The 11,748-nt window shown below is 70.2% G+C and carries 8 protein-coding genes; 4 read left to right on the top strand and 4 right to left on the bottom strand.

The window, feature by feature from the left end; genetic code table 11:
- Positions 1–10 precede the first annotated feature (10 nt).
- Genes AC0IZS_RS17175 through AC0IZS_RS17185 form a run of 3 tightly spaced genes read left to right on the top strand, consistent with a single transcriptional unit; the run spans position 11 to position 7,046 of the window.
- The gene (locus AC0IZS_RS17175) at positions 11–1,033 is read left to right on the top strand and encodes a glycosyltransferase (protein WP_471636709.1); all 1,023 of its coding nucleotides are present in this window, start codon (positions 11–13) and stop codon (positions 1,031–1,033) included.
- Entirely contained in the window at positions 1,033–6,204 is a 5,172-nt protein-coding gene (locus AC0IZS_RS17180; protein ID WP_471636710.1) for a glycosyltransferase, read from the top strand. Before AC0IZS_RS17175 ends, AC0IZS_RS17180 begins: the two co-directional genes overlap by 1 nt.
- Positions 6,201–7,046: a class I SAM-dependent methyltransferase gene (locus AC0IZS_RS17185; protein ID WP_471636711.1), complete on the top strand. Its 846-nt coding sequence runs from the start codon at positions 6,201–6,203 to the stop codon at positions 7,044–7,046. The genes AC0IZS_RS17180 and AC0IZS_RS17185 overlap by 4 nt, the downstream gene beginning before the upstream one ends.
- Here the strand turns inward: AC0IZS_RS17185 and AC0IZS_RS17190 are convergent.
- The 3 genes from AC0IZS_RS17190 to AC0IZS_RS17200 are packed head-to-tail and all read right to left on the bottom strand — an operon-like array spanning position 6,994 to position 10,068.
- Entirely contained in the window at positions 6,994–7,950 is a 957-nt protein-coding gene (locus AC0IZS_RS17190) for a class I SAM-dependent methyltransferase (protein ID WP_471636712.1), read from the bottom strand. The genes AC0IZS_RS17185 and AC0IZS_RS17190 overlap by 53 nt on opposite strands.
- The gene (locus AC0IZS_RS17195) at positions 7,947–9,752 is read right to left on the bottom strand and encodes an HAD-IIIC family phosphatase (protein ID WP_471636713.1); all 1,806 of its coding nucleotides are present in this window, start codon (positions 9,750–9,752) and stop codon (positions 7,947–7,949) included. Before AC0IZS_RS17195 ends, AC0IZS_RS17190 begins: the two co-directional genes overlap by 4 nt.
- Positions 9,739–10,068 (bottom strand): acyl carrier protein, encoded by a 330-nt coding sequence (locus AC0IZS_RS17200; RefSeq protein WP_471636714.1) that lies wholly within the window; start codon positions 10,066–10,068, stop codon positions 9,739–9,741. The genes AC0IZS_RS17195 and AC0IZS_RS17200 overlap by 14 nt, the downstream gene beginning before the upstream one ends.
- 6 nt (positions 10,069–10,074) lie before the next feature.
- Here AC0IZS_RS17200 and AC0IZS_RS17205 point away from each other — a divergent pair, with 6 nt between their 5' ends.
- The gene (locus AC0IZS_RS17205; protein WP_471636715.1) at positions 10,075–10,833 is read left to right on the top strand and encodes a TylF/MycF/NovP-related O-methyltransferase; all 759 of its coding nucleotides are present in this window, start codon (positions 10,075–10,077) and stop codon (positions 10,831–10,833) included.
- Positions 10,834–10,836: 3 nt separating this feature from the next.
- Here the strand turns inward: AC0IZS_RS17205 and AC0IZS_RS17210 are convergent, their stop codons facing one another.
- The gene (locus tag AC0IZS_RS17210; protein WP_471636716.1) at positions 10,837–11,736 is read right to left on the bottom strand and encodes a WcbI family polysaccharide biosynthesis putative acetyltransferase; all 900 of its coding nucleotides are present in this window, start codon (positions 11,734–11,736) and stop codon (positions 10,837–10,839) included.
- Positions 11,737–11,748: the final 12 nt, after the last annotated feature.

Here is an 11,748-nt window from a genome sequence, read left to right on the forward strand (position 1 = left end):
GACTGCCGCGATGCGTGTACTTTTCGTTTCCGACTATCCGCACCTGCCCGCGATCAAAGGTGGGCTGCAGACCACGACGCATGACCTGTGCCTGGCCCTCGCCATGGCCGGCGGCGAGGTGGCAGTGCTGTGCGGGATTTCCGGGGAGGGCGGTGGCGCCGCACCGCCAGCCAGCGACACGGACTTGGGTTACCTGTGCATGCGGGCAGGGGCACCGCACCAGGCGCTGCCGCTGGTGGCCGCCGCCTGGCAGCCCGACGCCATCGTCGTGCAAAGCGGCAACTCGTTGACCCGCATGGTGCTGGCCAGCCTGGACACGGGGCGGCCCACGGCCGTCTACCTGCACAACGTGGAAGCCCACCAACTGGGTGGCATGCTGGTGGCCGACCCGCTGTTGCTGTATCTGGCCAATTCGCATTTCACCGCGCAGCGCTGGCGGGCGCTCAGCGGCCTGCACTGCGAAGTCATTCCGCCCGTGATCCAGGCCGGCAACTACCTGGCTGGCGCCAGTGGCGACAAGGTGCTGTTCGTCAACCCGGTACCGATCAAGGGCGTGGAGCTGATGTTCGCGCTGGCCGCGCATTGCCCCGATATCCCCTTCCTGGTGGTGGAGAGCTGGACGATCGAGCCCGCCTGGCGTGACTGGTGCCGCCGGCGTGCGCAGGCACTGGGCAACATCGAATGGATGGAGCCGGTGGATGACATGCGGCCGGTCTATGCCCGCTCCAGGGTGCTGCTCATGCCCTCGGTGTGGGAAGAGTCGTTCGGCCGCACGGCCGTGGAGGCCCAGCTCAACGGCATGCCCGTGCTGGCCAGCAATCGCGGTGCGCTTGCCGAGATCGTCGGTGGCGCTGGCCTGGTGCTGGAGCCGCATGCGCCGGTGGATGCGTGGGCCGCAGCGCTGCACAGCCTGCTGGCCGGGCATGGGCACTTCAGCGCGGTGGCGCGCAGCCAGGGCCTGGGCCATGCGGCGGCCGCGCCGCTGATCGTTGCGCAACTGATGGGCCTGCTGGCTGGCCACGCGGCGCGCTGATGGACACGGCCGCCGGGCCCCCGACCGCTGCCCGGGCCTGGGAGCATTTCACGGCGGGCGAGTTGCAGGAGGCCATTGCCACCGCCAGTGCTGCGGTTGCGGCCAACACGCGCGACTGGGGTGCCAGCGCGGCGCTGGGCTTCTTTCTGCTCAAAGCCGGGCGGCCCGAGGATGCGCGCGCCGTGCTCCTGCCGGCCCGCGCGCGTGCCCCGCATTTCGCGCCGCTGCACTGGTACAGCGGCTATGTGCTGGAGCAGGCCGGTGACCGCGAGGCCGCGGCCCAGGCTTTCGAGCAAGCCTGCACCTTGAACCCGCAGCTGCACGAGGCAGCCTTCGCGTTGGCGTGGGTGCTGCACGAACTGGGCCGGGACGGGCCGGCGCTGGTCTGGGCCCGCCAGGCCCTGGCCGTGGCGCGCACGCCAGCGCGGCTGCAGCAGATGGCCTGGCTGTTGCAGCGCACAGGCGCAGCGCAGAACGCCACGGACCTTTGGCAGGAAGCCATTGACGCGCTGCCGCAGGATGCGCACGACCAGCCGATGCTGCACATGCACCTGGTGCAATGCCTGGTGTTGGCGGGTCGCGGCGACCAGGCGGACGTCTTGCTGCGCTCTGCGCGGCAGCGCTGGCCCGCAGATGCGAAGCTTGCTGCCGAGGAGGTGAAGCGCCATCGCTCGCGCGGCGACATGGCCGCTGCGGTGCGGATAGCGCGTGAACTGGTGAAGTCGCGGCCCGGCCAGGCGGGCGACTGGCATGTGCTGGGCGTGCTGCTGCACGACATGGGCGACCTCGAAGGTGCGGATGCCGCCTTCCTGGAGGTGCAGCAACGCGACCTCAATAACACGGATGCGCTGGTGCGCCGGGCGCAGATCCAGCACGGCTGGAAGCGCTACGAGGGCGCACGCTGGCTGCTGGGCATGGCGCTGGAACGTGCGCCCAGGGATGCCGCCGCCATGGGCCTGCTCGCCCAGGTCATGCTGGACGAGGACGACCACGGCGCGGTGCGCCGCCTTCTGGTTCCTCGGCTGCGCGCCGGCAATGCCCCACCCGACCTGTGGCGGCTGCTGGCCATCGCGCATGCGCGCGCCGGACGGCATTGGCGTGCGGCCCGCCTGCTCAAACGCCTGGTGGCCCTGCAACCGGACAACCTGGATGCGCTGCGCAGCCAGGGCTGGATGGCGCTGGACCGGGGTGACACGGCAGAAGCGGTGTCGGCTGTCCAGGCGCTGCTGCATCGGGCGCCGGGGGACGTCTGGGCGCAGTTGCAGGCCACCTTCGTGCTGCTGCGGGCCAGCCGCGTGGGCGAGGCGCAGCAATGGGCGGAGCGCGCCGTCGCCCATTCGCCCGCGCTGGCGGAATCCTGGCGTGCGCTGTCGCACGTGCGTTTGCACCAGCGCCGGCTGGACGAGGCGCTGGCCGCCATCCACGAGGGCTTGCGCCTGGCTCCCGACGATGTCGATTGCCTGCGCCAACTGGGCGCTGTGCTGTTGGCCTGCGCGCGCAACGGCCAGGCACAGCTGGCTTTCCTGCGTGCGATGGAGGCCGCGCCGCGCATCCATGCGCTGCGCCTGGAGCTCGCACAGGCCCAGCGCGCAGCGGGCCAGTTGGACGACGCGGTGCACAGCGTGGACACGGTGCTGGCGCAGCGCCCTGGCTGGTTCCCGGCCCTGCTGGCGCGGGCGCGCCTGCTGGTGGAGGCGGGCGACGCGGGCGCCCTCGCGGCTTGCGAGCAGTTGCTGCGCAGCGACCGGCACGCCCCCGAAGCGGCGCGCACCGTGCTGCGCCTGGTCGCACTCGGTGAAGAAGGTGCGCGCCGATTGCTCCCGCTCATTGCGGCCAATGTGCTGCGGGAGCAGTGGCGGGGGACCCTGGAGGACGCCGTGTACACCCAGGGCCAGGATGCCCTGGGCCGGCTTGCGCGGTTGGCGAGCGAAGAACTGGACCCCGATCCCTGGTTGCAGGCCGCTGCGCTCTACGCGGCATCGCTTTCCATGCGTTCCGACGCGGCCGCACTTGCGCGGCAGGCGCGCGATTGGTATCGCGCCCTCAAGCTGCGCAGCGGGCTGGCGCGCCTGCCGGTGGCACCCCGATGGCCTGGCACGGACGGCAGGCCGCGCATCGCTTACGTCGCGGGGCAACTGCACCAGGGCCTGCTGGCCCGCGTGCTTGCGGCGCACGACCCTGAACGTGCCCAGGTCTTCGTCTACACCAACCATCCGCCCGGCAAGCTGCCGGCCCATGTCCACCTGCAACCGCTGGAGCCGGACGCACTGGCCGCATCCTGTGCGGCCAATCGCATCGATGTCTTGATCGACACTGGCGGGCTGCATCCGGTGGAGGGCCAATTCGAAGTGCTCAAGGCCTATGCGCAGCGGGTCGCTCCAGTGCAGGTGGGCTGGCTCGGTTGCTGGGGCACGGCGGGAGGCCTGTTCGATGCGATGCTGGCCGATGCCGTGTCCGTGCCGCTCGCGCATGCCGTTCACCACGAGGAAGAGGTGCTCCACCTCGCCGGCGGGCAATGGTGCTGGGATCCTCCATCGGGGGCCCCCGATCCGGTTCCTCCGCCAATGCTGGCGGGGGGGCGCATCACCTTCGGCGTCACCTCGCGCAGCCTGCGGCTGGATGCCCCCTGCCTGGACGCCTTCGCGCGGGTTGTCGCAGGCGTTCCCGGCGCATGCATCCGGTTCATCGGCGAGATCGCTGGGGACTTTCCGTTGCGGCGCGACGTGCTGCGCCGCATGCGCGCCGAGGGCGTTGCGCCTGACAGGGTGCTGTTCGACCCCTTCGTGCCGCATGCCGACTACCTGCGCTGGTGCGCCCGCATCGATGTGCTGCTCGACAGCTTTCCCGGCAACGGTGGCCTGAGCCTGCTGGACCCGCTGTGGATGGGGGTGCCGGTGGTGACCTTGGCCGGCGGCTGGGCTGGGGCCCGCCAGGGCGCATCGCTGCTGCATGCGCTGGGCCTGCAGGAAGCGGTGGCAGGATCGGTGGATGGGTTCATTGCCAAGGCCGTCGCACTGGCTGGCGATGCACAGGGACTGGCGCAGCTGCGCGCCAGCATGCGCGCGCGCATCCTGGCATCGCCCCTCATGGACGGGCGCCGCGTCGCCGCGCAGATCGAGGATTTCTGCGTTCGCTGGACCCGCGAGGCCGCCGACGAGACGGCGGCGACGGATGCCAAAGGCCGCGTGCGGGCGCACGCTCGCCGCATGCTGGAGCAGTGGCTGCAATGGCCCCGCACCATCGACCTGCCGGCACCCGATGGGCCGCCGGACCTGTCGGTGATCGTCGTGCTTTACAACCAGGCGGGGCTTTCGCTGCGCACGCTGCAGGCGCTGGCCGACCAGCAGGGCGTGCGCTTCGAAACCATCGTGGTCGACAACGCATCGGGCGACCGCACGCCGCAGTTGCTCGATCGCCTGCGCGGTGCGCGCGTGCTGCGCAATGCCGAGAACGTGGGCTTCCTGCGCGCGGCCCGGCAGGGTGCGCAGGCGGCGAGCGGCCGCTACCTGGCCTTCCTCAACAGCGATGCCCTCCTGCAGGAGGGCGCGCTGAGCGAAGCGCTGCGCATGGTGTGCGCCGACCCCGGTATCGGCGTGCTGGGCGGGCGCGTGGTGCTGACCGCGGGTGGGCTGCAGGAGGCCGGCAACCTGCTGTTCAATGACGGATCGGCTGGCGGCATCGGCCGCGAAGAGGATGCCTTCCACCATGCTGCCCTCGCCGCACGCGACACCGACTATGTGTCCGGTGTCTTCCTCGTCACACCCGCGCCGGTGTGGCGCATGCTGGACGGGTTCGACGAGGCCTTCGCCCCCGCGTACTACGAGGACACCGACTACTGCCTGCGCGTCTGGCAGGCCGGGTTGCGGGTGGTGTATGCGCCCTCGGTGCTGCTGGAGCATCTGGAATGGGGGAGCGCCACCGGCAGCAGCGCCACCGAGCTGATGGACCGCAACCGCCTGCTGTTCCGTGCGCGCCACGGGTGGCTGCTGCACGACCGGCCCAGCCCCCGGGCGCTGCCGCTGAACGGGGACCGCTGGCGTTCGCCGCAGGACAGGCCGCGGCTGCCGCGCGTGCTCGTCATCGACAACGAGGTGCCCTACGGCTTCAAGGGCGGTGGGCAGCCCCGCGCGCGCTGGATGCTGCATGCGCTGGATGGCTGGCCGGTGACGCTGTTTCCGCTGTGGGTGCCGCACGACCACGTGCGTGCGGTGTACGAGTCCCTGCCGGCGAGTGTGGAGGTGGCCTTGGGCCACCACTTCGAAGGCCTGGAGGCCTTTCTGGAAAAGCGCCAAGGCCTGTATGACGTGCTGCTGGTCAGCCGCCCGCCCAACCTCAAGCGCCTGCAGCCGCTGCGCAAACGGCGGCCCGAGCTGTTCGCCGGCATGCGGCTGGTGTACGACGCCGAGGCCCTGTTTGCCCTGCGCGAGATCGCGATGGCCGGCGTTCAGGGCAAGCCGATGTCTGCGCAGGCGCAACGCGCGCACCTTGCCCAGGAAATGGCCCTGGCCGACGGTGCCACCGACGTGCTGGTGGTGTCGCAACGCGACGCACGGCACTTCGAGGCGGCCGGTCACCGCACCCATGTCCTGAGCCACGGCATCGCGCTGCGCAGGCAGGCGCCGGGCCTGGAGCAGCGCAAGGGCCTGCTGTTCGTGGGCGCGCTGCACCCCGACACGCCCAACGAGGACGGGCTGCTGTGGTTCATCCGCGAAGTGATGCCGATGCTGCGCTCGCGCCTGGGCGCAGCGCCTGTGCTTTCGGTGGTGGGGGTGTGCCTGTCTGCGCGGGTGGCCGCGCTCGCTGGCGATGGGGTACAAATTCTCGGGCCGCAGGCGGAACTGGAGTCGCATTACGACGCGGCGCGGGTGTTCATCGCGCCGGTGCGCTTCGCGGGGGGCGTGCCTGCCAAGGTGATCGAGGCGGCTGCAGCGGGTATCCCCGTGGTCGCGTCGGCGCTGCTGGTGCGGCAGCTGGAATGGCGCGAGGGCACGGACGTGCTGGGTGCGCGCGATGCCCGCGCCTTCGCCGCGGCCATTGTTCGCCTGCTGCTGGACGACCCCGCGTGGCAGCGGCAACAGCACGCTGCATGGCAGCAGTGCGCGCTGCGTTACGACCCGGGTGTTTTCTCGGCCACCCTGCGCAGGGTGCTGGAAAAGGCGGCGCGATCATGAAGGCGCCCTGGCTGCAGCGGCCCGCGCTGGCGCAGGCGCGGCGCAGCCTGGTGCGTGGCGACGCGGCTGGCGCCCGCGATAGCCTGGAGCAGGTGCTTGCGCTGGATCCCGACCTGGGCCACGTACACCTGGCGCTGGCTCGGCTGCGCTGGCCCGGTCCGGACTTCCACCAGGTGCTGCGTTGGCTGCATGAACTGCTGGAGCCCGCGCTGTACCTGGAAATCGGCGTGGAGGGCGGCCTGTCGCTGGCGCTGGCCCGGCCGCCCACTCGGGTGGTGGGCGTGGACCCGCAGCCCATCGGCGATCCCCTGGCCGGCTGCCGCACGCAAGCGCAGCTGTACACCCTGTCCAGCGCCCGGTTCCTGGACGCGCCGCCCGCAGGGTGCGCGCTGCACGACCATGGGTTCGACCTGGCCTTCGTCGACGGTGATCACCACTTCGAGGCCGTGCTCGACGATTTCATGGCGTTGGAGTGCTGGGCGGCGCCCGGCGCGGTGGTGGTGCTGCACGACACCCTGCCGCTGAACACGCGCACCGCCGCCAGTTCGCGCAGCACGAGTTTCTACACCGGCGACGGCTGGAAGCTCGTGCCCTGCCTGAAGGCCCTGCGCCCGCGGCTGCGCGTGGTGACCTTGCCGGTTTCGCCCACGGGCCTGACGCTGGTGGCGGGCCTGGACCCGGCATCGGACACGCTGCGCACGCGGCGCCAGGACATCCTGGACAGCTATGCGCAGGTCGATGCGGGGCGGGCGGTCGAACGCCCCCAGGTGGTGATGGGCCCGCTGGGCGTCAACCGCCGGGACTGGATCGCGGACTGGCTGCGTGAGGCCGGCGTGCGATGACGCTGCAGAAATGCTGCTCCAGTCGGCCTTGCCGGTGCAGATCGTCTTCGGCTGCGATCAGCGCCCGCAGCCAGCGTGCGTCTTGCGGGGTCTGGAAGTTCTGCGCGATGTTGGCCAGCAGCACGTGGAGCAGGCTGCCGCCATAGGGTCGCCTGGCGATGACGTCAAAGTGGGCGTCCAGCAGCGGCAGAATCTCTGCCGAGGCCACTGCCTCGCTCGGGTCCACGGCCACGACTTCCTCCACCGTCGGCACCCGGAACTCGCGCCGAACAATGCCCGAGCGGGTGGTCAACAGCCGTTCGGGCAGCAGGTGGGCCAATGCGCGCACCTGCTGCATATGTGCCGCAGAAAACTGGAAGCGGTCCGGGCCCACGTACTCGTCAACGAAGAACCAGCCGCCGGGGCGCAGCAGCGCATGGACTGCTGCGTACAGCCGGTCCAGTCTGCCGCAGTGGTGTACGCCCGACCACGCCAGCACGGCGTCGAAGCTGCCGGAGAGGAAGGCTTCGTCACGGTCCACGGGCAGGTCGTTCATGTCGGCCTGCACGTAGGTAATGCCGTCGACGCCGGCCGATAGCTTGCGCGCGAGGTCGAGCACCTTGGGCGACAGGTCGATGGCGATGACGCTGTCTGCCAGGCCGCGGCCACGCGCATCGCGCGCCAGCCAGCCGTCTCCGCATGCCAGGACCAGCGCACGTTTGAAGGGCCACTCGCCCGCCTGTGCCGCGTGGCGGCGCAGCCAGTCCAGCGCATCCACCGAGGTGTCGCCACTCACCTGGTGGTTGGTGCGCGCGCGCAACTCGTCCAGGTGCAGCCAGTGCAGCCCATGGGCCGTCCAGGCGTGCTCGTCGCCCCAGGCCGCGTCGAGCTTGGCGATGAGGTGCGGGTCCGCGTGTGCCGTCATTGTGGCTGCGGGCGGATGGCAGAGGCCAGGTCGTCCAGCGGCCGTGCGAGCTCTCGGCGCCACAGGCGCCCGTGCGGCGATGCCGGCTTAAAGCCCAGGCGCTGGTAGAGATCGGCCACCACGCCGTTGCGGGCAGTGGCGAGGTATTCGCCTTCGATGGCGGTGGCGCCCAGGGCGCGCGCGATGCGCGCCAGCTCGGCGAGCATGAACGGTTCGGCCGTGCGGCCGAACACCCGGCAGCTGAGCAGCCAGCTGTCGATGCGCACCGCATTGCCTTCACGCACGGCCACCAGCGAGGACACGAGGCCATGGTCGGCAAAACGGTCCGCCAGGTGCAGTGCCAGCACCAGCCGGTGCGGATCGTCCAGCGCCTGGGCCAGTTGGGGCTGGCTGAAGCGCCGGCCGGTGAGGTTGAACTGGTTGGTCTTGAGTTCCATCTGCGCCAGGCGGGGCAGGTCGGCAGGCCCCGCCGGCACGGCGCGCCCGGTCATCTGAAGGCCGGCCAGGTACGAGTCCATGTCTACGGCCTGGTCCTGGGCCTGCCGCGCCTGGTTGCGGGCGGCATAGGCCTGGGTGCGCCCGATGTCCTCGGCGGTGGTGGCCTGCAGGTCGAACCAGTGGCCGGCTTCAAGGCGGTCGATGAACTGCGCGGGGTCGGTGCCCATGTCCACCACGCTGACCTCCGGCAGCGCCTGCAGAACCAGCGCGCGTTCGGCGGGGTTGTCGTCCACGAACACCATGGTGTCCAGACCGAGATTCAGGTCTGCGGCGATGCGGCGCAGGTTGCCGGCCTTGTCGTCCCAGTTGCAGACGAAGGCCGCGAAGTCGCCTGCGCGCAACACGGCGCAGGGATGCGCAAGGCCCGATGCTGCGATCACCGCATCGTTCTTGCTGCACACCGCCAGCACCACGCCGCGGGCCGCGAGTTGCGCCAGGTGCTGCTGCCACGCGACAAACGCCTCTCCCTTTCCGCCGTGGCCGGGGCCCAGAGCGATGCCGTCCAGCCCGTCGTCGCCGATGGTGCCGCCCCACAACGTGTCATCCAGGTCCAGCACCAGCAGCTTCTTTGCGCGCCCTGTCGCTGCGCGCCAGGCGCCGCGGAACCATGGCAGGTAGTCGGGCAGGAAACGCGGGTCGAAGCCGATGCGGCCCGCATGCCAGAAGCGCGCCGAAGACCAGGCGGCCAGCCCGACCTGGGCGGCCAGCCGATCGGCCTCGATCCAGGTGATGCGGCCCTCGCCAGCCTCCAGCAGGGCCTGGTTGATCGCTTCGATGCGGCGGGCCACCGAAGAAAGATCGCGCCGCTGCGCCACACCACCGGGCTGATGGGGCGCAGGCACCAGCAGGTGCTGGATGATCCGGTAGCCGCGCGCCTGCAATGCGTCCCACATCTGAACGTAGCGCAGCACCTGCGTGCGCACGGCGTCTGCGACTTCGTGCTCACGGGAGTCCACAGGCAAGGCTGGGGCCGCCTGGCGCCAGTCCGGTACGAGCACCACGGTGTCGGGGCCGAATGCGTGCAATGCGGAGTGGGGGTCCAGGCACTGCTCTGTCGCCTCTTCGTACGGAACGGCGTGGACCTGGGCCAGCCCACCCTCTTGCGCGATGGCGCAGGCAATGGCCTGCGCCAGCAGTTGCACGCTGGAGTCTCCGGCGACGGCAATCCGCCAAACAGGGGTGCGGCCGGTTTGCGCCTGCGTGGCCAGTTGCGCCAGGGAAGCCGCGCACGCAGCCAGCTCGGCTGGAGTGGGGCGCTGGGCAGACAGCCGCTCGCGCAGCTGTGTGAAATCAGCGGGCGGCATGGCGGGCCAGCACTTCACGCACGGCCCGCACGGTCGTCAGCCGCTCCATTTCACTGTTGTCCAGGGTGACGCCATGGTTGATCTCGATCATGCTCGCCATCAGCAGCGTTTTGAGGCTGTCCCAGGCGGGCACCGTCTCGGTGCCATCGTCTTCGCGCAACTGCAATGGGTCGACCTGAAGAACCGAGGCAATGAAGGCGAGCACCTCTTGCAGAGGCGGCAGCGGGGCGGCGTGAGCAGGGATTTCTGGCAAGATGTGCAGCGGTATGTGCCCGTGGGGCTTGCAGGCCAGTTTAATAGAAAACCAGGGGAGCACCTCAGCTTGGACGCCGCCAGCCTGTACCTCGATTGGCTCAAGAAAAGCCTGACGGACACCCTCAGTGCCGCCGAACCCGACGTGGATGCGGGCAGCGCGCGCTTTGCCTTGGACTTTCTCAACCACTATATCCGTGGACGTGCCGTCACCATGCTGCCGCGCGCGCGCCTGGACCAGTTGCAGGCATGCATCGAGGACGTGCTGCGCCGCGGTGTGCCCGGCGACCTGCTGGAGGCGGGTGTCTGGCGCGGCGGTGCCGCCATCCTGATGCGCGCCGTGCTCAAGGTGCATGGTGTTGCTGATCGCAGCGTCTGGGCGGCCGACTCCTTCGAGGGCCTGCCGGAGCCCGACGCAGCGCGTTTTCCCAAGGAATTCGCGGCCTACCACGGGCCCGTCATGCGGGATGCCTACCAGCGCCTGGCCGTGGGGCTGGACGCGGTGAAGGCCAATTTCAGCAGCTATGGCCTGCTCGACGAACAGGTCCGCTTCCTGCCGGGCTGGTTCAAGGACACGCTGGCGCATGCGCCCATTGACCGCCTGGCGGTGCTGCGGCTGGACGGTGACTACTACGAATCGACACGCGACTGCCTGGTGCACCTGTACGAGCGGCTGTCGCCCGGCGGCTACCTGATCGTGGACGACTACGGCGAGGACGACTGGACGGACTGCCGGGCCGCGGTCGACGGCTTTCGCGCCGAGCGCGGCATCACCGAGCCGATGGTGCAGGTGGACCGGCGCTGCTGGTACTGGCAGCGCGGCGGCTGAAACTCACCAGTCGGTGTCGTACTCGATGTAGCGCTGGATGTATTCGAAAAAGGTCCACCGCTGGGTGTTCCAGCGATAGGCCATGTCGGCCTGCCAGAACTCCAGCCCCAGCGCTTCGGCCACCAGGGGATGGATGGGCAACTGGTGCTCGCCCAGGCCGCCGCGCTCGTGCAGGCTGGCCAGGCAGGCCTGGGCCCGCTGCGCCGTGCCGCCCAGGTAAGGCCGGATGGCTTGCGCGATCCGGCTGACCAGCGCATGTACGCCGGCTCCGCTGACGTGGCCGTTGGTCCAGAACAGGTGCTCGCGCCGGAAGGTGGATTCGACGTAGTCGGCAAGCTTGACGTCGCAGCGTGCGTCGTAGCCGCGCAGGCGGGCCAAGTCGCGCTGCCACCGCACCCGCATGTCCGGCAGCTTGCGCGCCGACAAGTCCATGTAGGCCGCCACTGCCAGCGGCCCCTGCATCCCGGACCGGGCCAACTCCAGCCCGATCATGTCGCCAAGTGGGTACCTGCCCCAGGGGTGGCCGGCCTCGGGCCGCACGCGGTTCTCCACGCATTCGAACGGCCACAGGCAGGGCAGGAAGAAGCTGGGGAAGGTCACGACGGGCACCTTCGCCGGCAGCCGCTCCCGCAGCGCTGCCAGGACGGGAAAGTCGGCGCGCTCTTCGTGCTGCTGCACCACGAGCGCAACGTTCCGCAGCAAGGCATCGGGCACTGAGACTTCTGGGGAGCCGGGGGCCGCGTGGTTCAGTGCGCACACGAAGCGGAAGTCGTCGTCCAGGTCGTCCAGGGCCGCCAGGGCCATCGCCACTGCAGGCGCCTGGCAGTTGCCGTAGACCAGCACCGTGCGCGCCTGCCCGGTCGTGCCGCCGTAGGCGAAAGGGTATTGCGGGATCTGATCCATGGCCCGGCGGCA

Source organism: Acidovorax sp. AC410 (assembly GCF_979253235.1).

Excerpts from the sequence above, each read along its gene's own strand:
- AC0IZS_RS17180 (WP_471636710.1), top strand. The coding sequence starts at position 1,033 with ATGGACACGGCCGCCGGGCCCCCGACCGCTGCCCGGGCCTGGGAGCAT.
- AC0IZS_RS17185 (WP_471636711.1), top strand. The coding sequence starts at position 6,201 with ATGAAGGCGCCCTGGCTGCAGCGGCCCGCGCTGGCGCAGGCGCGGCGC.
- AC0IZS_RS17175 (WP_471636709.1), top strand. The coding sequence starts at position 11 with ATGCGTGTACTTTTCGTTTCCGACTATCCGCACCTGCCCGCGATCAAA.
- AC0IZS_RS17210 (WP_471636716.1), bottom strand. The coding sequence starts at position 11,736 with ATGGATCAGATCCCGCAATACCCTTTCGCCTACGGCGGCACGACCGGG.
- AC0IZS_RS17195 (WP_471636713.1), bottom strand. The coding sequence starts at position 9,752 with ATGCCGCCCGCTGATTTCACACAGCTGCGCGAGCGGCTGTCTGCCCAG.
- AC0IZS_RS17190 (WP_471636712.1), bottom strand. The coding sequence starts at position 7,950 with ATGACGGCACACGCGGACCCGCACCTCATCGCCAAGCTCGACGCGGCC.